Raw genomic sequence first — 18,874 nt, 5'->3', positions numbered from 1 at the left:
GCGTTACTCGTCTTCGTTAAAGGAACAGACCGCGAATACACTATAGCCCGCATCGCGAATTTTCTGAGAGCCACCCAGTTCGGGTAGGTCAATAATAGTAGCGGTTTCCACTACCTGCCCACCACAACGCTGGATTAAGTTCGCCGCTGCCAGCATGGTGCCGCCAGTGGCAATCAGATCATCCATTAATAGGATGCGATCGCCTTCTTGGAACGCATCAGCATGTAGCTCGACTTCCGAGTGACCATACTCCAGCGTGTAGGTTTCGCTGATGGTTTTAAACGGCAGCTTGCCCTTTTTGCGCACTGGCACAAAACTGCAACCCAATTCATACGCCAGCGGCGCGCCGATAATAAAGCCACGGGCGTCAATGGCCGCGATGGCATCCAAGTTCATTTCCTGGTAGCGGTGCACGAAGCTATCAATCAGCTTACGAAAGGCAGCGCTGTTCTGCAGCAGTGGGGTAATGTCACGAAAGTTGACCCCCTGCTCTGGCCAGTCAGGAACCGTGCGAATAACGGACTTAATGTAATCGCCGTAGATGCTCATCGCGTCTCTCATTGATTAGTCAAAGGTTGGGTAATTAACCCAGGAATAAAAATTTCGCCGCAAATAGCAGCGCTAGTACAACGACTGCCGGGTTTAGGTCCGCAAAACGGCCCGACAACGTTTTAATCGCCACATAGCTGATAAAGCCCAGCGCAATACCTTCCGCAATAGAGAAGGTCAACGGCATGGCCAGAGCAGCAATGAGTACCGGAGCAGCATCAGTGGGGTCTTCCCAGTTGGCATGTGCCAAGCTACCCGCCATCAGTACCGCTACATACAGTAGCGCTCCCGCAGTGGCGTAAGCTGGAATAGAGCCGGCTAGCGGCGCAAAGAACAGGCTGATTAAGAACAGTACGCCTACCACAACGGCCGTAAGACCTGTACGCCCGCCGGATACAATACCTGCGGTTGATTCGATATAGCTTGTGGTAGTGGAAGTACCCAGCGCTGCGCCCGCCATAGAAGCAGTACTGTCGGCCATCATGGCACGACCAATGCGCGGTAGTTTTCCGTTCTCATCCAAGAGCTTGCCACGGTGGGCAACACCTACCAGCGTACCGGACGTATCAAACAGGTCGACAAATAAGAACGCGAAGATGACGCTCAGCATGGCCACATCCAGCGCGCCCATCAAGTCCATTGCCATGAACGTCGGTGCAATAGAGGGCGGCATCGACATAATACCGCCGTACTGATTATGGCCAAACACCATGGCTAGCACCGTGACGCCGATAATGCCAATCATCACAGCACCGGTAACACGTAGGTAGGCCAGTGCAGTAATCACAAAGAAGCCCAGCAATGCGTAAAGCGGCGCCGGCTCAGACAGATCGCCAAGTGATACGAAGGTAGCCGGGTTAGCCACCACAATACCGGCGTTCTTCAATGCGATCATAGCGAGGAAAAGGCCAATACCCGCAGCGATGCCCAAGCGCAAAGAGAGTGGGATAGAGTTGATGATCCACTCGCGAATTTTGAAGATACTCAGCAGGAAGAAGGTCAAGCCAGAGAAGAAGACGGCGCCTAACGCTGCTTCCCAGGTGTAGCCCATTCCCAATACCACGCCATAAGTAAAGAAGGCGTTCAAACCCATACCCGGCGCCTGAGCGATTGGGTAGTTGGCCCATAACCCCATGACAAAACAACCAATAGCCGCTGCCAAACACGTAGCGACAAACACGGCGCCATAATCCATCCCCGCTTCCGAGAGAATGCTCGGGTTGACGAAGATGATGTAGGCCATCGTAAGAAACGTCGTGACCCCAGCGATCACTTCGGTTTTTACATTGGTCTTCTGCTCAGTGAGCTTGAAGTAGTTGTCCAGAAATTTCATGTAGTTTTTATCCTTCGCGCTTACGCTGCATGCGTCCCTTGGTGCGAGAAAAGCCGCACATACTACCGAAAGGCACCACGTGATGCGAGTACCTTCAGTGCGGCTGGCTAAGTTGAGGATGAACCTCATACCTAAATCATTAGCAAACTTCAGGCCACAAGCTAACCAATCGGTCAACAAATAGCCAAAACCTTCCCTACCGACGACTTGCCAGCACCCTTTCCACAGTTTCAACGATCACTTGGGTTTGTGGATCAATCTCAATATTGACCCAATCACCCACCAAGCGGCTGCCCAGCATGGTGCGTGATAGTGTTTCAGGGATGAGGTTAACACTAAATTCAACGCCCTCCCCATCCGCAGATAGGCGTACATCCCCCACGGTCAGGCTAATGCCATCTACACCAATGTAGCCTTTTTCAAACACAAACTTGGCCACCCTCTCCGGCAGAGCAAACCAAAGCCGGCGGTTATTGGGTGCTTCTTCAATAGCGACGACCTTGGCCATACAAATAATGTGGCCCGACATGGAATGCCCACCAATCTCATCACCAAAACGCGCTGCACGCTCTATGTTGACACATTGCCCTGGCTTAATTGCACCAAGATTGGTCAATCTAAGTGTTTCACGCATTAAGTCGAAGCTAACTCGCTCACCCTCAATCGCCGTTACCGTAAGACAAACGCCGTTATGCGCGACGGAAGCGCCAATCTCTAGCCCGTTACGCATACTCTCCGGCAGGGCAACTACATGGGTGCGGAACTCCTCCAGCTCGTGCACCTCAATGACTTCAGCAATACCTTGAACAATGCCTGTAAACATAGGCCCTTCCTTTTCAATCTCAGGTTAGTCGGGTGGCGTAGGCCACAAAGCTCGCGCAAGCTTACTACTAAATAACCCGGCCTTGTGCAGCCAGTGGCTAGCGACCTTACTGTCGCTCATGGTTTTTTGCTGCCAGCAAGCAACAAACACCCCTTCACACAGAAATAAAATCCATAAAAATATCTAAAAAAAGCAAATAACCCTGCACATTTGCTCTTAAACATAAAATCGAACGGATTTAATTGACAAGACACTCGCCGATCTTTAGACTTTCGCCGCAAATGTAATGACGCCGATTTGTACCCAGATTGCGGGCGTCCACCTGGCCATTGGCGGGGTGAAGTGCAGCTAAAAGGGTGTGTCCAGCGTTGATGGCCACCCGCAAGGGTGGCCTTTTTTTATTTCCCGCCCTACGCTTGCTCCCTCGCACTCCGTCTCCGGCCTACCATTAAGGCAGACGCTATGATTGAACTTAGCAACGTTAGTAAAACCTATGGCAGCGGCGAAAAAGCCGTTCACGCCCTTCAGAATGTTAATTTAACGGTTCCTAAAGGCGCCATACATGGCGTTATTGGCCTGTCCGGCGCGGGCAAGTCAACGCTTATTCGCTGCGTTAACCTACTTGAGCGCCCCACTAGCGGCAGCGTTTTGGTTGATGGTCAAGAGATGACAGCGCTAAGCCGCAGTGAACTTAACCATGCTCGTCACCGTATCGGCATGATTTTTCAACACTTCAACCTGCTAACTACCCGCACCGTATTTGACAATATCGCCCTTCCCTTGGAACTGATGGGCGAAAAACGCAGCGCCATTAAGGATCGCGTGCTGCCATTACTTGATATGGTGGGCCTAGCAGACAAGGCAAAGCAGTACCCTGCACAACTCTCTGGCGGCCAGAAACAGCGTGTTGCCATTGCCCGCGCCCTAGCCAGCAAACCCAACGTACTGCTGTGCGACGAGGCAACCTCCGCTCTCGACCCGCAAACCACCAGTTCTATTCTTGAACTACTCAGGGATATCAACCATCAGCTGGGCATTACCATTCTGCTTATTACTCACGAAATGGAAGTGGTGAAGTCGATTTGCCATCGGGTGAGCCTGATTTCCGACGGGAAGCTGGTAGAAGATGCTGAAGTTGGTGACTTCTTTACCGCGCCAGCAACGCAGCTTGGCCGCGACTTTTTGAACGACTTTTTGCAGCTGAGCCCACCAAAAGAGTTGCTGGAACGCTTGCAAGATGCACCCGGCGAGCATACCCACCCAGTGGTGCGGCTGACTTTCTCAGGCGACGCCGTATCTACTCCACTGATTTCTCGCCTGGCTCGAGAGTGCAGCGTCGATGTGAGCATTTTGCAGGCAAAGGTAGAGTCTATTCAGGATCGCACTCTCGGCCTGATGATTGCCGAACTGCTCGGTAACCATGAGCAGACGCAGCAAGCCATGTCCTATTTAGAAGCGCATCAACTACAGGTGGAGGTACTCGGCCATGTCCAGCGCAATGTTTAATCTTATTTTACAAGCCACGCTGGATACGCTGTATATGGTGGCAGTATCTGGCGTGATTGCCACACTACTTGGCCTGCCGCTAGGCGTGATGCTCTACGTGACCCGTCCGCGGCAAATATTGGCGATGCCTGCACTCAACCATGTACTCGGCATTATTACCAATATTGGCCGTTCGATTCCCTTCATCATCCTAATGGTCGCCATCATCCCTTTCACCCGTATGCTGGTGGGCACGTCGATCGGTATCAACGCTGCCTCTGTACCGCTCACCATTGCAGCCATACCGTTCGTTGCCCGCTTGATTGAAGGGGCACTCAATGAGATATCGCCCGGCCTGATTGAGTCGGCGCAGTCCATGGGCGCCACCCCTTGGCAGATCATTACCAAGGTGCTGATTCCCGAGGCCCGCGGCGGCATTATCACCGGGCTTACCATCACTTTAGTCACGCTGGTGAGCTACTCTGCCATGGCGGGCGCAGTAGGCGGCGGTGGCCTGGGTGACTTAGGCATACGCTACGGCTATAACCGCTTCAACCCGACCATTATGCTGATTACTGTGGTGATTTTGGTGGTGTTGGTACAAGGGTTCCAAAGCCTGGGTGACTATTTAGTACGTAAAAGCGACCGAAAATAGTCATAGGCCACGCCTTTCATCGGCATAGCCAAATATAACCAAAACGCATTAGACTTACGTCTCTTATTACCGCATCATTGCACCATGATTCACAACGACACTGGGAGTAACGACATGCAAAAAGTCATTATTGGCAGCCTGACCGCCCTCGCTCTGGCTATTAACGTTGCTAATGCGGAAACCCGCACGATTAAGATGGGTACCGTGGCAGGCCCTGAAACCGAAGTCATGGAAGTGGCCGCCCGTATTGCCAAAGAAGAGTACGACCTGAACGTCGAAATCATTGAGTTCACCGATTACGTCACGCCTAACGCTGCGCTGGCTGACGGCAGCCTAGATGCTAATGCCTATCAGCACGAGCCCTACATGCAGGCAATGGTTAACGACCGTGGCTATGACTTTGCCGTAGCAGGCTACACCTTCGTTTATCCTATCGGTGCTTACTCTGAAAAGTACGACAGCATTGATGAGTTGCCAGATGGCGCACAAATCGCACTGCCTAACGACCCCTCTAACGAAGGGCGCGCACTCATTTTGATGCACAACGAAGGCCTCATCACGCTGAACGACCCCACTTTCCTGGAAGCGACGCCGTTAGATATTGCTGAAAATCCCCGCGATTTCCGCTTCCGTGAAATTGAGGCAGCTCAGCTACCTCGCGTTCTTCCCGACGTAGACATGGCTTTCATTAACAATACCTTTGCCCAGCCAGCAGGCCTAAGTTTGGATGACGCGCTGATCAAAGAGGGCCCTGAATCACCCTACGTTAACCTGATTGTCGTGCGCGGTGGCGATGAAGACCGCGAAGAGATTCGCCAGTTAGTAGACGCCTACCAGCGTGATGAAGTGATTGAAAAAGCCGAAGAGCTGTTCAAGGGTGCAGCAGTACCGGGCTGGATCGAAGAGTAATCCTCCCCACCGCTCGCTTACGTATTATCAGGCCAGCCGGGAGGCTGGCCTGATGCGTTTCCCATCAAAGGAGAGGGTATGTCGACCACCGATTACACGCTGTTAAACCGTCAACTGGAAGCATTACTGGATACCCGCGACTGGCTGACCAACAGCGCGCAAACCTGCGCTTTTATTCAGCAGGCGCTGGGCGAATTGAATTGGGTCGGTTTTTATCTGCAGCGGGAGCCAAAGCTGCTCTGCTTAGGGCCATTCCAGGGCAAACCCGCTTGCCACCCGATTCCGTTTAGCAAAGGCGTATGTGGGGCAGCAGCTCGGGAGCAGGCTACCCAGCGTATCGACGACGTGCACGCCGTTGCTGACCATATTGCCTGCGATGCAGATTCGCGTTCAGAACTGGTAGTGCCGATTTTGCTGGATGGTACTGTATGGGGCGTTCTGGATATCGATAGCCCACAGCACGCCCGTTTTAGCCAGGAAGATCAAGCGGGTATCGAGGCGCTCGTTGCAATGTTTGTACGCCAAACAGACCTCCCCCGCTTTATTTAACGGTGCGCGCCTCGTTCCGAAAACTAGCCCCGAAAACTAGCTCCGAAAAATAGGGCAGACAAGAAAAAGCCCCGCTCACTGAGCGGGGCTTTAAGAAACTGGTAGGACCAGGCGGATTTGAACCGCCGACCTCCACGATGTCAACGTGGCGCTCTAACCAACTGAGCTATGGTCCTAAAAAGGGGATGCACGCAAAAAACTTGGTAGGACCAGGCGGATTTGAACCGCCGACCTCCACGATGTCAACGTGGCGCTCTAACCAACTGAGCTATGGTCCTGCTGTGCAACGGATGCGTATTCTACGGCTTCATAGCTGAATTGCAAGTAGTTTTTACTCCCCACTCCCTACCAACGAGCCTATTTCATCTGTTGTTATGAATAATATCGACACTTATCAAACCTAGGGGCTAAGCTGCACATAGGTAAACAGTGACCGCCCATTACATAAGGAGGTGGGTTTTGCTAGGGCCATTGCTCGGATGCATCGCCGTATTACTGCTACTTTCCACGTTGGTTGCCCGCATAAGGTTACACTGGTGGTGGGTGCGCAGCTTTGAATTTCCCCGCTTACAGATTGCGGTACTCGCGGGCGTATGCATGTTGGTAAGTGTAGCATTACTTGAACCCAGCCCATGGCAAACGGCGGCTGTGGCCCTATCACTAATAACCTTTCTGCTCCAACTACGCTACGTTCTTCCCTGGACACGCCTCTGGCCCGTTCAAGTAAAGTCGGCCAGCAATGCCCCTGGCGATCAAAAAATCACCCTGCTGATTGCCAACGTACTTACCCCAAACCGTACAGCCGATAAGCTACTCAGCATGATCCGGCAATACCAGCCCGATATTGTGCTTACTCTGGAGTCCGATCAATGGTGGCAGGATCAGCTAGACCAAGCACTTAATGAACAGTGGCCCCACAGCGTCAAAATCCCCCTCGATAATCTTTACGGTATGCACCTGTATTCGCGACTCCCCCTTAGCGAGACCGAAATAAAGTGGCTGATCCAGGACGACATCCCCTCTATCCATACCTATGTCACCTTGGCGAGCGGTGACCGTATCCGTCTATACGCCCTTCACCCGCGCCCACCTGCACCCAGCGAAAGCGAGAAATCGTTGTGGCGGGATGCCGAGCTACTCTTAGTCGGTAAAGAGATTCATCGCCACCCTTCTGCCACCCTGGTGGCGGGCGATTTGAATGACGTTGCCTGGTCGCGAACCACACGCCGCTTCTGCCGCATTAGCGGTATGCTTGACCCCCGCCGTGGTCGTGGCATGTTCAGTACCTTTCACGCCAACTACCCGATACTGCGTTGGCCGTTAGACCATGTTTTTGTGAGCGAGCACTTTACGCTGGACAGTATGAAGCGCCTGGATGCCTTTGGGTCTGACCACTTCCCTATCCTCGCGACGCTCAGCTACCGCCCTGCCCGCCAAGATGAGCACGAAACACCGGAAGCCAGCCAGGAGGAGCGCCAGGAAGCCAGCGAAACCATTAAAAAAGGCAAAACGGAAAAGCAGCAGACTTAGCCGTTTTGCCCACTTGATAACAAAAAACCACTACTTGGGCACACCGCCCTGTGTTAACACGGCAGGGTCAAGCAAGCGCTCTAGGGTGGCGCGGTCCAGGTCGGTCTCCTCCTCCGCCACGTCGATAATCGGCCGCCCTGCTTGATATGCTTTCTTAGCAATCGCAGCGGCCGCATTGTAGCCAATCACGCTGTTCAGAGCGGTCACCAAAATCGGGTTACGCGCTAGCGGCTCCTGCAGGTTCTCTTCACGCACTTTGAAAGTAGCAATGGCCCGTTCGGCCAGCAGCTTGGCAGTATTGCTCATAAGAGTGATTGATGTCAGCAGGTTAGAGGCCACCAGCGGCAGCATAACGTTAAGCTGGAAATTACCGCTCTGCCCAGCTACCGTGATCGCGGTATCTAACCCGATTACCTGTGCCGCCGCTTGGGCCGCTGACTCAGGAATCACCGGGTTGACTTTGCCCGGCATAATAGAGCTACCCGGCTGCAACGCTTCAAGCTCGATTTCACCTAGGCCCGCTAGCGGCCCTGAGTTCATCCAGCGCAGGTCATTGGCGATCTTCATTACTACACAGGCCAACCCTTTTAGCTGGCCGGATAGTTCTACCGCCGCATCCTGGGAAGCCAAACTGGCAAAAAAACTGTCGTTGGGCGCAAAGGAGAGCCCCGTTTGCTGACTCAGCTCCTGCGCCATTAATTCGGCAAGCCCCTCCGGGGCGTTGATACCCGTTCCCACAGCGGTGCCGCCCTGCGCCAATCGGCATAGCCGCGTCATGGCGCTATCGAACCGCTCAATCGCTTGCCCTACTTGGCTTGACCACGCCCCTAGCTCCTGGTCCATGCGCAGCGGCATGGCATCCATTAGGTGAGTGCGCCCGGTCTTTACGATATGGCTTAGCTCTTCAGCGCGCCGGTCGATGGTCGCCTGCAGCGACAATAATGCAGGCCGCAGCGACTCGTTTACCGCAATGGCAGCAGAGAGATGAATGGCCGTAGGAATCACATCGTTGCTGGATTGCCCCATATTGACGTGGTCATTAGGAGTGACCTCTACCCCTTCACGACTAGCTAGCGTCGCCAGCACCTCGTTCACGTTCATATTGGTCGACGTGCCAGAGCCAGTCTGGAAAATATCAATGGGGAAGTGGTCATCATACTGGCCGTCAATTACCGCACGGGCCGCCTTTTCGATTGCCTGCGCCCGCTCCGCATCCAACAGGCCTAGTTGATAGTTACTGCGTGCCGCGGCTAACTTGATTCGCGCAACCGAGTGTACAAAGGCTGTTGGCATCGGCGTGCCAGAGACCGGAAAATTATTGATCGCACGCTGGGTTTGAGCGCCATAGAGAGCACCTGCAGGTACTTCAAGCTCCCCCATGCTATCTCGTTCAATACGCGTTTCCATTTTGCACTCCTTTGATTCATTGGCGATGTTGGGCTAACACCACTCCACGGTAACGGCTCCCTCTACTTTTGAGCCTAGCGGCCCTACCACTCCAGGTAAACCACCCCCGATGATTTGGCTATTACGTGAGTGAATCATTCAGTTACGCAAATGTTGCACTGCACAAAAGCCCCTGCTATGCTGCAATGCAAGATAACCAATATCAGCAGCGGTGCATTCCTCAACTCGCCGACGCTGATACACCAACATCAAGGGCACTACCCATATTAGCAGCCCTTATGTGTAAGCCATGGCACAGGAGTGTTTACTATGCGTACTTTCAATACTAATGAAATGACTCAGCAGTTCGATAATCTATTCATGGCACCCGCGCGTGCTTACATGAACCTGAGCATCGACTACTCTGAAAAGCTGCTTAACGCTCAAATGGATGCTAACAAGGCCTACTTTGATACGGGTATCGCTCAAATGCGCCAGCTGATGAGCGTCAAGGATACGGACGGCCTACGCAGCTACATGGAAGGCCAGCAAAAGGTCGCCAAGGAGCTAGTAGAGCGGGTAAAAGGCGATGCGGACAAAGTGGTGTCGCTGCAGCAGGACTTCCTGCAAAAGAGCCAGAAGCTAACGGAAGAGAACGTTAAGCAAGCGCAAGCGGCGGCCAGCAAAATGAGCAAAACCGCCTAATTTGCGTTGATCGCGAAAGCGGTTAATCAGTATCAGTGCGGTTGAATGATGCCCCTGCCAGTTCGCTGGCAGGGGCGTTTTACCAATTAAGCGCGGACTTTACGAAAGGAATCGTCAGTTTTCGCTTAGCAGAGAGAGACGCCTTATCCAGCGTTTCTAGTGCCCGGCATAGCTCCCCTAGTTCCCTAGGCCCTCGATGCATAATGTAGCGGCCAACATCATCCGGCAGCTGCATCCCGCGTACATTCGCACGTAGCTTTAAGGCGGCCAGGCGGTCATTATCATCCATAGGATGCAGATGAAAGGTCACCCCCCAGGTAAGGCGGGATGCTAAATCGGGAAGGGCAACGTCTAAGCGGCGTGGAGGCTTATTAGCGGCGATCAGTAAGGCTTTGCCCGCATCCCGTAAACGATTAAACGCATGAAATAGCGCCTCCTCCCAACGTTTGCGGCCAATCACATATTCAAGATCATCAATTGCGACTAAATCCAGTCGCTCAATGTCCTCTAGCATCAGCGGTGGAAAGTGACCCAGATCCGCCAGCGGCAAATAGAGAGCGCGTTTGTCTTGATCGGAAGCAGCATGGCAAGCTGCTTGCAGTAGGTGGCTGCGACCGCTGCCAGGAGCGCCCCACACATAGAGGAAAGGCTCTGCTTCGGGTGATAACTGATGGGATAAGTGCTCTACCAACGATGCATTGGCGCTTGAAGCATAGTAATTGTTGAAGGTTGCGTCATCCCGCAACCCTACCCCAAGCGGTAGCTGTGCCGGCACTCGGCTCATGATGACTCCCTTTTGTCGTGGCGACCCAGCTCATCATGCTGTGTTTGCTGTTCTAATGATTCCATCTGTGCATCATACAACGCACTGTTTTTATAGCGATCTTTTACTTCCCGCAGTAACACCATAATGACAGCCGCCGCAGGAAGCGCCAACAGCACGCCCGTCAAGCCAAAGAGGTGCCCCCCTGCCAATACGGCAAAAATAACTGCCACCGGATGCAATCCAATCTTATCGCCTAACAGCTTCGGCTGCAGCACCACACTTTCCGCCACCTGGCCTAAACTAAATACCGCGACTACACCTAGCAGCGCCCACCAGGTCTCAAACTGGAATAGCGCGACCACGAGCGCTATCACCAACCCAACGATAAACCCCAAAAATGGCACAATGCTGACCAAACCGGATACCACCCCGATCAGCAGCCCAAAGTTGAGTCCTAATAGGGTAAGCCCTACGGCATAAATAATGCCTAAACACAGCATTACCAATAGCTGCCCCCTCAAGAAAGACGAGAGCACTTCATCGCAGCGGTGCGCAAGACGGGACGTCTCCCCCACCCATTGGCGTGGTACCAGGTTAGCAAGATTGTTCAGCATACGGCTCCAATCCAGCAGTAGATAAAACGTGACAACAGGAATTAGTGCCACATAGGTCACCCAAGAAACGAACGCCATTCCTGAACGGCCGATCTGACCCAGCGCCTGAGCGACATAGCTCCCCGCATCGCGCCAGTTTTCAATCAGGGTTTCACGCACATTACTCAGCTCGGACGCTAAATCATAACCGGTCCACTCTTGCACTTTGGGCGCCAAGACACTCTCTATCCAGTTGAGCACGCCGGGTAATGCCTCCCCAAGCTGCTTGATCTGCTGGACCACCAGCGGAATAAGAATGAGTAGGCTCAGGGCCAGCACGATAAACAGTACTAAAAAAACGCTGCTCACTGCCCAGGGCCGTGTCATACCCAAGCGCTGGAAGTAATTGGTCAGCGGGTCGGCTAAATAGGCCAGGATAAGTCCGGCAATGAATGGCATTAATACCGCATCTAAAAGATAAATAACGCCAACCAAGGCCACCAACAGAATGATGCCCCACCACGAGTTTCGCATTTTATTCACTCCTTCCTGGATAAACGGTCAGCGCCCCGCCATGAATAGTAACAAAAGTTGCCAGTCGCGCACCCGATAACGCGTCACATCGATGCGACTTACGTCGCTGGGTGATACAATCGCAAGCCGTTATTGCTCCGGCACTGGCTAACTTGCCAGCACAATCGCATTGCATAGGCTTCACAGGACCTGTCATGACCGAGACTTCTCCCTCCCAGGCTACGCCCTCTCTCAGCTACAAAGACGCAGGCGTCGATATCGATGCCGGTAACGCCCTTGTTGACCGTATCAAGCACGTTGCCAAGCGTACCTCACGCCCTGAAGTGATGGGTGGCCTTGGCGGTTTTGGCGCGCTGTGCGAGCTTCCCGCCGGCTACAAGCAACCGGTACTGGTCTCCGGCACCGATGGCGTTGGCACCAAACTGCGCTTGGCGATGGATCTTGGCAAGCATGACACCATTGGCATCGACCTGGTAGCGATGTGTGTCAATGACTTAATTGTGGCAGGTGCCGAGCCGCTGCTTTTCCTGGATTACTACGCCACGGGCAAGCTGGATGTCGACATTGCCGCTGATGTCGTGACCGGCATTGGCGCAGGCTGCGAACTGGCAGGCTGTGCGCTGGTGGGCGGTGAGACCGCAGAGATGCCCGGCATGTACGAGGGTAACGACTACGACTTGGCCGGCTTCTGCGTCGGCGTGGTAGAGAAGTCCGAGATTCTCGACGGCAGCAAGGTCGCCGAAGGCGATATCCTACTCGGCCTGGCATCATCCGGCCCGCACTCCAACGGCTACTCGCTGATTCGCAAGATTCTCGAAGTGAGCAGCGCCTCCCTGGAGGAAACCGTCGACGGCAAGCCCTTGGGCGATGCGCTAATGGCGCCCACGCGTATTTACGTGAAGTCGCTTCTCTCGATGATGCGCGACACCGACATTCCGGTTCATGCACTTTCCCACATCACCGGCGGCGGCCTGCTGGAAAATATTCCCCGTGTGCTGCCTGACGCCTTAGCGGCACATATCGATTTGTCCAGTTGGCAGCGCCCTGAGGTATTTAACTGGCTGCAGGCCAAAGGCAACGTCAACGAAACCGAAATGCACCGCGTACTGAACTGCGGTATCGGCATGGTAGTTGTGGTGCCCGCCGCACAGGCCGCCAATGCCAAGGCTCACCTTGAAGCCCAGGGCGAGACCGTTTACCAAATCGGTCGGATTATTCAGCGCCAGGAAGAGGCCGTGGTGCTTGACCACGCCCAAGCGAGCCAGCAAGCATGAGCAGCACCGACTACAGCAGCGACACCCTAAACGGCATGACGCCTGAACCGTTGGGCGCACGCCGCGTGGTGGTACTGATCTCCGGCAGCGGCAGCAATTTACAAGCTCTCATTGATGCTAAGCAGCATGACCGCCTGGGCGGTGAGATTGTCGCGGTTATCTCCAACGAGCCGGATGCCTACGGCTTAAAGCGCGCCCATGAAGCTGGTATCGAAGCGGTAGTACTGCCCCACCGCGAGTACGATAGCCGCGACGCCTACGACGGCGCGCTGATTAAAGTCATCGAGCGCCATGAGCCGGATGTGATCGTACTCGCTGGCTTCATGCGTATTCTAACGCCACGTTTCGTGCAGCGTTTTCTGGGGCGGATGCTCAATATTCACCCTTCCCTGCTGCCCGCTTATCAAGGTTTGAATACCCACGCTCGCGCGTTAGCCGACGGTGTTTCTCACCACGGCTGCAGCGTGCATTTCGTCACCGAAGAGTTAGATGGCGGCCCGGTGGTTCTGCAAGCAGAGCTTCAGGTAAGCGCAGACGACACGGTGGAAACGCTGAAAGATAAAGTGCATGCGCGTGAGCACCTGATCTATCCAATCGCGGTGCAGTGGTTCCTGGAAGGACGCCTGCAGTACACCGCAGAGGGCGCTACGATGGATGGCCACCCACTCCCGCCCTACGGCATGCGTCTCTCCCACGCGGATGCCGCCGAAGAGCTGGATGAAGAAGCCGACAACACTTAATTCCTATCAGCGCCCTTGCTAAAAAGCCTTGTCGCATCACGGCGACAAGGCTTTTTTATTTTTAGTAGCAAAGGGCGCGGGTATCAGGTGCGCGGCAAAGTCACGCCGCGTTGGCCCATATACTTACCGCCTCGGTCTTTATAAGAGGTTTCGCATACCTCATCCGACTCCAGGAAAAGCATCTGGGCGACGCCTTCATGGGCATAGATTTTCGCGGGCAGGTTGGTGGTGTTGGAAAACTCCAACGTTACATGCCCTTCCCACTCAGGCTCCAGCGGCGTCACGTTGACGATAATGCCGCAACGCGCATAGGTGGATTTTCCCAGACAAATGGTCAGCACGTTGCGCGGAATGCGGAAATACTCCACGGTCCGCGCCAGCGCAAAGGAGTTCGGCGGGATGATGCAGACATCGCCCTTCACATCGACAAAGCTCTTATCATCGAAGGCTTTAGGGTCAACAATCGCCGAATGAATATTGGTAAATACCTTAAACTCATCGGCGCAGCGCACGTCATAGCCGTAGCTGGAGGTGCCGTAAGAGATCACTCGCTGATCATTCACATAGCGCACCTGTTCAGCCTCGAAAGGCTCAATCATGGCATCGCTTTGCGCCATCCGGCGAATCCACTTGTCTGATTTAATGCTCATCGGTTACTTCATCACTCGCTAAAAGAAATCGTAGGACCGCCGCTTTCGCTAGCGCTGACAGACTGCGCCACTTGGCTGGCAATCTCGGCAAAGGTGCGGCTAACGGCGCTGTCCGGCTCGGAAATCACGCTTGGGCGGCCGGAGTCTGCCAGCTCGCGAATCGACAGGGTCAGCGGCAAACGCCCTAACACCGTGGTGTCGTACTCTTCCGCGATGCGGTCACCGCCACCGGTGCCAAAAATCGCCGCTTCGTGGCCGCACTTCTCGCAGTGATACAGGCTCATGTTCTCCACCACACCCAGCACCGGTACGTTTACCTTGCGGAACATTTCGATCCCTTTACGAGCATCCAGTAGCGCAATGTCCTGGGGCGTGGTGACAATCACAGCGCCGGAAACTGGCACCTTTTGCGCCAGCGTTAGTTGGATATCACCGGTGCCTGGCGGCATATCAATCAGTAGGAAGTCCAGGTTATCCCACTGGGTTTGGGTCAACATCTGTTGAAAAGCGCCCACCACCATCGGACCGCGCCACACCATGGCATCTCGGGTATTGACCATAAATGCCATCGACATGGCTTGAATACCGTGGGCTTCCAGCGGTAGAAACTTGTTATCTCCAGCCGCCTGGGGGCGGACGCCCTCTTTTACACCCAGCATTTGTGCTTGGCTGGGGCCATAGATATCCGCATCCAGCACACCCACACGATAACCTTGTGCCGACAGCGCCAGCGCCAAATTAACAGTGACGGTGGATTTGCCTACGCCACCCTTACCGGATGCCACTGCCACAATATGTTTTACACCATCCATCAATGGCACTCCCGTTGTTTGCGCATAAAAAACATGGCGTGAATGATACTCCTCAGCGCTCTATTTCTAAACCAACAAAAAAAGCGGATGTGGGGAATTCCCACATCCGCTAGAACGCTTCTTGCTTGGCACGCTATCAAGCGTGCTTGTGAACAAACAACCTATCGTTAATTGCTGCTCTGCTGACTCTCTTCGTCAGACGTTTCGTTAGACGAAGTGCTTTCGCCTGACTCACTGCTACCTGACTCACTGCTGTCGCTTTCGTTCGTGTCGCTAGCGTTACTATCCTGGGCCTGTTGGCTTTCTTGAGCTTGCTGGCTTTCTTGAGCTTGCTGACTTTGCTGCTCTTCTTGCTCGCCTGCTAGATTGGGCACCTCTTCATTCGCAGCGTCATCTACATGCAGGCGCTCATCGAGTGAAGAGAGTTCATCGCGCCATTCACTTAGCTGTGTCTCTAAACGGGCCAGCTGTTCTTCACGAGTTTCAATCTCATTTTCAACCTTTGCAACTTCTTCGCGCCCCATGTCTAGCGCCACCATCAGATCATCCATCTCGGTGCGCACTTGGTTAAGGCTCTGTTGTTCCTCTTCCCGCAGCTGAGTCAGTGAGTCAACTTCCTCCTGTATAGCATCGCGCTCACCCATCACGCTCTCACGCTCACTTTGTAGCGTTTCCAGCTCGCTTTCTTGAGTCGCGATCTCTTCTTCAAGGGTTGCTAATCGTTCGTTGGCATCACTGATCTGGGATTCAATATTGCCCAGTTCAGTTTCAGCGGCGCCTAGCTCTTCCACCGCCTGCTGACGCTGCTCTTCCGCTTCTTGACGGGCGGCTTCAGCCTGCTGGCGAGCATCCTCGGCACTTTTACGAGCATCCTCAACCTGCTGAAGCGTCGATTCTGCTTCGTCACGCTCACTGATCACTTGATCACGCTCTTCACGCAGCGACTGCAACTCGCTTTCGGCATTGGCGAGCTGCTCTTCCAGTGCGGTGACTTCTTGTTGCAGTGCCTCTCGCTGGCCGGCCAACTCTTCCAAGCGGGATTGAACGCTGCTCGTTTCTTCCTGAGCAGACTCAAGGCTTGCCGTTGCCTCTGCTTGCTGCTGTTCTAAGGCAGCCATTTCATCACGCATAGACGCCAAATCAGCTTCGGCCTGTTCTACTTCTGCTAGGCGCTGACTTAGCTCAGTATTCTCTTGCTCAACGCTGGCGAGCTGACCTTCAAGTGTCTCGGCGCGCTCCTGGTGAGTGCCTGAATTGGATTGCGCCATGATGGCCCAGATCACTGCAACCGCCGCGATACCGGCAATACCTTTAACTCGGTTATCTTGGAAGAGCGTTTTCATGTCCGGCTTACGGCCAGGCGCGTGCTGATCTGAACGGTTTTCTTCTGACATGCTGCATCCCTCTTTTCGCTTGGCTGCTGACGTTGGCAGCGTTAATGGCAAGTAGCACGATAAGTGAATGATCGTTTTTTAAAAAGTGTTCTTTACTAGCATACACAGACAATTACATAACGCCACCCAGCCCAGCACTCTCAATCATTCAACGCTCAGTAAAACGTTCATGCTTACCTTCGGCAAAGCCCATCGCTGTACCTTGATGGGTTTCAAACCACCCGAGCGTTCGATGAAGCGACACGACGCTACCAATAATTAACAGCGTAGGCGGCTTAATGACACCCGTCATAAAACCATTTGGCAAATGCTGCAGTGTACCTAAGTGGGTGTGTTGCTGTTGTGTTGTACCCTGCTCAATCAAAGCAAGTGGGGTTTCTGGGTGTAATCCATGAGCAATGAGTTTCTGACATATTAACGTAAGGTTGCTAAGCCCCATATAAAACACCAGCGTTTGACCAGGCTGAGCAAGGGTGGGCCAATCTAACGTGAACTCGCCATGCTGCAAATGCCCTGTCACAAAACGCACTGACTGTGCATGATCTCGATGAGTTAACGGTATACCTGCATAAGCGGCACAGCCCGATGCTGCTGTAATGCCCGGCACCACTTCTACTGGCACTTGGGCCGCCACTAAGGCCTCAAGCTCTTCTCCACCGCGTCCGAAAATAAACGGGTCACCGCCTTTCAAACGCACTACCTGCTTACCCTGCCACGCCCACTCCACCAACGACCGATTAATCTCATCTTGGGGCACGCTATGAGAAGAGCGCGCCTTACCCACGTAATAACGCTCAGTACCTGACGGTAAAAGCGCCAATATCTCATCACTTACTAGCCGGTCATAGAGTACAACCTCCGCGCTTACCAGCCGCTTGTAGGCCTTTAGCGTCAGCAAATCAGGGTCTCCAGGACCTGCCCCAACTAAGCTGACTCGCCCAGCGCAGCTGATACAGGCGCCTCCCGAGTCCGTTGAAAGCCAGCCAGTATGTGGTTGCAATGTATCCAAGCTAATCACCAGTGGAATAAGAACAGCCTCAAATATAACAAAAAGTAATTTAAAACAGAATTTTTAGACAATCGATCTGCCCTAATGCTTTAAAAACAAAAAGAATATAAAAATATTTACTAATTACTAAAAAATATTAAAAAAGCAGAAATTGTCAGCAATGGCTTACATATTGTTGCTGCATTTACCGCTACTCTTTTCGGCTAACTTATAATAGGCATACACCTTGGAGATTCACGCATGCCCGTGAATGACATCATAGTCACTCCTGAATTCAAACCTACGAGTGCCGACCGGCTAGTACCCCACATCCCTGGCGTGCTTTTTCAGTTTTACCGTTCTCGCTGCGGGCATATGCACTTCCCCTATTTGGAGGGAGGCGGAAAAGTGCTGGCTCATATTGATCGGCAGCAACTATCCAAAGATGCTAGCCAACTGTTAGAACAGTTAACGGGAAGCGACTACCCAAAGGTAATGTCGGCCATCGAGCGCTCAGCACGCTGGATGCTGCCGCTCACAACTCGCTTCCGCTTATCTTTCCCCAAAGAGAAGCCACACTGGATCGCCGTTAGCGCTAACCCGGAACCAATTGAAACTGGAGTACGCTGGAACGGCATTATGATGGATATCACCGAACAGGTGATTGAAGAACAGCGCTTGCGCCAGCTAAGTGATACTGACCCACTGACCGGCTTGCCCAATAGGCGTAAGCTCATGACACAGCTGACCCATCATACTTCAATGAGCACGCGCCACGGGTCGCCGCTTTCCATCATGATGATCGATATTGATCATTTCAAGCAGCTTAACGACCGCTGGGGCCACCTTCAGGGCGATAGCGTTCTCAAACAACTGGCCACGCTTACTCCCACACTGCTCCGCTGTGAAGATATAGTGGCACGCCTAGGCGGTGAAGAGTTTATGGTAGTGCTGCCGCTTACCTCGCTGCAGCAATGCCATAAGCTTGCCGACCGACTGCGCAAAACAATTGCAGCTCATGATTTTGGTACTGGTAAGGGAAGCGTCACGCTGAGTATTGGCTTGGCCGAGTACCGCTGTGGTGAGCCTCTCAACAGCTTGGTGGAGCGGGCCGACCAGGCGCTTTACAAAGCTAAAGGCATTGGCCGCGACTGTGTATGCCTTCTACCCTGATATAGATGCTCATCAAAGGAGGCCAA

19 protein-coding genes and 2 tRNA genes are annotated in these 18,874 nt (G+C 53.4%); 9 read left to right on the top strand and 12 right to left on the bottom strand.

Features of this window, described 5'->3' with window-relative positions:
• Positions 1–3 precede the first annotated feature (3 nt).
• From LG300_RS06370 to LG300_RS06360, 3 genes are all read right to left on the bottom strand, one after another.
• Positions 4–549, bottom strand: a complete 546-nt coding sequence (locus tag LG300_RS06370; protein WP_044628303.1) for an adenine phosphoribosyltransferase — start codon at positions 547–549, stop codon at positions 4–6.
• A 34-nt stretch (positions 550–583) separates the two neighbouring features.
• Positions 584–1,882: an NCS2 family permease gene (locus tag LG300_RS06365; RefSeq protein WP_404377557.1), complete on the bottom strand. Its 1,299-nt coding sequence runs from the start codon at positions 1,880–1,882 to the stop codon at positions 584–586.
• Between the two features lie 196 nt (positions 1,883–2,078).
• A complete protein-coding gene (locus tag LG300_RS06360; RefSeq protein WP_404377556.1) occupies positions 2,079–2,705 on the bottom strand; it encodes a riboflavin synthase subunit alpha in 627 nt (208 codons plus the stop codon).
• Positions 2,706–3,167: 462 nt separating this feature from the next.
• Between LG300_RS06360 and LG300_RS06355 the strand changes: the two genes are divergently transcribed.
• The 4 genes from LG300_RS06355 (at position 3,168) to LG300_RS06340 (ending at position 6,303) form a co-directional block, all read left to right on the top strand.
• Positions 3,168–4,211 carry a methionine ABC transporter ATP-binding protein gene (locus tag LG300_RS06355; RefSeq protein WP_404377555.1) on the top strand — a complete coding sequence of 348 codons (1,044 nt, stop codon included), beginning with the start codon at positions 3,168–3,170 and terminating at the stop codon, positions 4,209–4,211.
• Positions 4,192–4,845, top strand: a complete 654-nt coding sequence (locus LG300_RS06350) for a methionine ABC transporter permease (RefSeq protein WP_404377554.1) — start codon at positions 4,192–4,194, stop codon at positions 4,843–4,845. The genes LG300_RS06355 and LG300_RS06350 overlap by 20 nt, the downstream gene beginning before the upstream one ends.
• 114 nt (positions 4,846–4,959) lie before the next feature.
• Positions 4,960–5,754, top strand: a complete 795-nt coding sequence (locus LG300_RS06345; RefSeq protein WP_404377553.1) for a MetQ/NlpA family ABC transporter substrate-binding protein — start codon at positions 4,960–4,962, stop codon at positions 5,752–5,754.
• A 78-nt stretch (positions 5,755–5,832) separates the two neighbouring features.
• On the top strand, positions 5,833–6,303 hold the full coding sequence (locus LG300_RS06340) for a GAF domain-containing protein (RefSeq protein ID WP_404377552.1): 471 nt from the start codon (positions 5,833–5,835) through the stop codon (positions 6,301–6,303).
• 99 nt (positions 6,304–6,402) lie between these two features.
• Here the strand turns inward: LG300_RS06340 and LG300_RS06335 are convergent.
• Together LG300_RS06335 and LG300_RS06330 are read right to left on the bottom strand one after the other, a co-directional pair.
• Positions 6,403–6,479: transfer RNA gene (locus LG300_RS06335), tRNA-Val, on the bottom strand.
• Positions 6,480–6,504: 25 nt separating this feature from the next.
• Positions 6,505–6,581, bottom strand: a tRNA-Val gene (locus LG300_RS06330).
• Between the two features lie 181 nt (positions 6,582–6,762).
• Here LG300_RS06330 and LG300_RS06325 point away from each other — a divergent pair.
• Complete coding sequence (locus LG300_RS06325; RefSeq protein WP_404377551.1) at positions 6,763–7,833, top strand: endonuclease/exonuclease/phosphatase family protein; 1,071 nt, start codon at positions 6,763–6,765, stop codon at positions 7,831–7,833.
• Positions 7,834–7,863: 30 nt separating this feature from the next.
• On the opposite strand, the gene LG300_RS06320 is transcribed toward LG300_RS06325, so the two are convergent.
• Positions 7,864–9,240, bottom strand: a complete 1,377-nt coding sequence (locus LG300_RS06320) for a class II fumarate hydratase (protein WP_404377550.1) — start codon at positions 9,238–9,240, stop codon at positions 7,864–7,866.
• A gap of 309 nt (positions 9,241–9,549) precedes the next feature.
• Here LG300_RS06320 and LG300_RS06315 point away from each other — a divergent pair, with 309 nt between their 5' ends.
• Entirely contained in the window at positions 9,550–9,924 is a 375-nt protein-coding gene (locus tag LG300_RS06315; protein WP_404377549.1) for a phasin family protein, read from the top strand.
• A gap of 79 nt (positions 9,925–10,003) precedes the next feature.
• Here LG300_RS06315 and hda read toward each other — a convergent pair whose 3' ends face one another.
• Together hda and LG300_RS06305 are read right to left on the bottom strand one after the other, a co-directional pair.
• Positions 10,004–10,708 carry a DnaA regulatory inactivator Hda gene (hda, locus tag LG300_RS06310; RefSeq protein WP_404377548.1) on the bottom strand — a complete coding sequence of 235 codons (705 nt, stop codon included), beginning with the start codon at positions 10,706–10,708 and terminating at the stop codon, positions 10,004–10,006.
• Positions 10,705–11,817, bottom strand: a complete 1,113-nt coding sequence (locus tag LG300_RS06305; protein ID WP_404377547.1) for an AI-2E family transporter — start codon at positions 11,815–11,817, stop codon at positions 10,705–10,707. Before LG300_RS06305 ends, hda begins: the two co-directional genes overlap by 4 nt.
• 194 nt (positions 11,818–12,011) lie before the next feature.
• Between LG300_RS06305 and purM the strand changes: the two genes are divergently transcribed.
• Together purM and purN are read left to right on the top strand one after the other, a co-directional pair.
• Positions 12,012–13,091: a phosphoribosylformylglycinamidine cyclo-ligase gene (purM, locus tag LG300_RS06300; RefSeq protein WP_404377546.1), complete on the top strand. Its 1,080-nt coding sequence runs from the start codon at positions 12,012–12,014 to the stop codon at positions 13,089–13,091.
• Entirely contained in the window at positions 13,088–13,831 is a 744-nt protein-coding gene (gene purN / locus LG300_RS06295; RefSeq protein WP_404377545.1) for a phosphoribosylglycinamide formyltransferase, read from the top strand. The genes purM and purN overlap by 4 nt, the downstream gene beginning before the upstream one ends.
• Positions 13,832–13,914: 83 nt before the next feature.
• On the opposite strand, the gene dcd is transcribed toward purN, so the two are convergent.
• The 4 genes from dcd to cobA all read right to left on the bottom strand — a co-directional run bounded on the left by dcd (position 13,915) and on the right by cobA (position 17,639).
• Positions 13,915–14,481: a dCTP deaminase gene (dcd, locus tag LG300_RS06290; protein ID WP_044628317.1), complete on the bottom strand. Its 567-nt coding sequence runs from the start codon at positions 14,479–14,481 to the stop codon at positions 13,915–13,917.
• A gap of 11 nt (positions 14,482–14,492) precedes the next feature.
• A complete protein-coding gene (gene apbC / locus LG300_RS06285) occupies positions 14,493–15,293 on the bottom strand; it encodes an iron-sulfur cluster carrier protein ApbC (protein WP_404377544.1) in 801 nt (266 codons plus the stop codon).
• 167 nt (positions 15,294–15,460) lie between these two features.
• Complete coding sequence (locus tag LG300_RS06280) at positions 15,461–16,687, bottom strand: kinesin (protein WP_404377543.1); 1,227 nt, start codon at positions 16,685–16,687, stop codon at positions 15,461–15,463.
• Between the two features lie 148 nt (positions 16,688–16,835).
• Positions 16,836–17,639: a uroporphyrinogen-III C-methyltransferase gene (gene cobA / locus LG300_RS06275; RefSeq protein ID WP_404378003.1), complete on the bottom strand. Its 804-nt coding sequence runs from the start codon at positions 17,637–17,639 to the stop codon at positions 16,836–16,838.
• Between the two features lie 297 nt (positions 17,640–17,936).
• Here cobA and LG300_RS06270 point away from each other — a divergent pair, with 297 nt between their 5' ends.
• The gene (locus LG300_RS06270) at positions 17,937–18,848 is read left to right on the top strand and encodes a diguanylate cyclase (protein ID WP_404377542.1); all 912 of its coding nucleotides are present in this window, start codon (positions 17,937–17,939) and stop codon (positions 18,846–18,848) included.
• Positions 18,849–18,874: the final 26 nt, after the last annotated feature.

Source organism: Vreelandella aquamarina (assembly GCF_044805175.1).
In the GTDB taxonomy this organism is placed as follows: Bacteria; Pseudomonadota; Gammaproteobacteria; order Pseudomonadales; family Halomonadaceae; genus Vreelandella; species Vreelandella aquamarina_B.
Note: the sequence above shows the minus strand (reverse complement) of the source record. Positions and strands in the feature narration are given on the sequence as shown.

Excerpts from the sequence above, each read along its gene's own strand:
- LG300_RS06340 (WP_404377552.1), top strand. The coding sequence starts at position 5,833 with ATGTCGACCACCGATTACACGCTGTTAAACCGTCAACTGGAAGCATTA.
- LG300_RS06305 (WP_404377547.1), bottom strand. The coding sequence starts at position 11,817 with ATGCGAAACTCGTGGTGGGGCATCATTCTGTTGGTGGCCTTGGTTGGC.
- LG300_RS06365 (WP_404377557.1), bottom strand. The coding sequence starts at position 1,882 with ATGAAATTTCTGGACAACTACTTCAAGCTCACTGAGCAGAAGACCAAT.
- LG300_RS06320 (WP_404377550.1), bottom strand. The coding sequence starts at position 9,240 with ATGGAAACGCGTATTGAACGAGATAGCATGGGGGAGCTTGAAGTACCT.
- purM (WP_404377546.1), top strand. The coding sequence starts at position 12,012 with ATGACCGAGACTTCTCCCTCCCAGGCTACGCCCTCTCTCAGCTACAAA.
- LG300_RS06270 (WP_404377542.1), top strand. The coding sequence starts at position 17,937 with ATGCCCGTGAATGACATCATAGTCACTCCTGAATTCAAACCTACGAGT.
- LG300_RS06315 (WP_404377549.1), top strand. The coding sequence starts at position 9,550 with ATGCGTACTTTCAATACTAATGAAATGACTCAGCAGTTCGATAATCTA.
- LG300_RS06345 (WP_404377553.1), top strand. The coding sequence starts at position 4,960 with ATGCAAAAAGTCATTATTGGCAGCCTGACCGCCCTCGCTCTGGCTATT.
- LG300_RS06370 (WP_044628303.1), bottom strand. The coding sequence starts at position 549 with ATGAGCATCTACGGCGATTACATTAAGTCCGTTATTCGCACGGTTCCT.
- LG300_RS06350 (WP_404377554.1), top strand. The coding sequence starts at position 4,192 with ATGTCCAGCGCAATGTTTAATCTTATTTTACAAGCCACGCTGGATACG.
- purN (WP_404377545.1), top strand. The coding sequence starts at position 13,088 with ATGAGCAGCACCGACTACAGCAGCGACACCCTAAACGGCATGACGCCT.
- LG300_RS06355 (WP_404377555.1), top strand. The coding sequence starts at position 3,168 with ATGATTGAACTTAGCAACGTTAGTAAAACCTATGGCAGCGGCGAAAAA.
- dcd (WP_044628317.1), bottom strand. The coding sequence starts at position 14,481 with ATGAGCATTAAATCAGACAAGTGGATTCGCCGGATGGCGCAAAGCGAT.
- hda (WP_404377548.1), bottom strand. The coding sequence starts at position 10,708 with ATGAGCCGAGTGCCGGCACAGCTACCGCTTGGGGTAGGGTTGCGGGAT.
- apbC (WP_404377544.1), bottom strand. The coding sequence starts at position 15,293 with ATGGATGGTGTAAAACATATTGTGGCAGTGGCATCCGGTAAGGGTGGC.
- LG300_RS06280 (WP_404377543.1), bottom strand. The coding sequence starts at position 16,687 with ATGTCAGAAGAAAACCGTTCAGATCAGCACGCGCCTGGCCGTAAGCCG.
- LG300_RS06360 (WP_404377556.1), bottom strand. The coding sequence starts at position 2,705 with ATGTTTACAGGCATTGTTCAAGGTATTGCTGAAGTCATTGAGGTGCAC.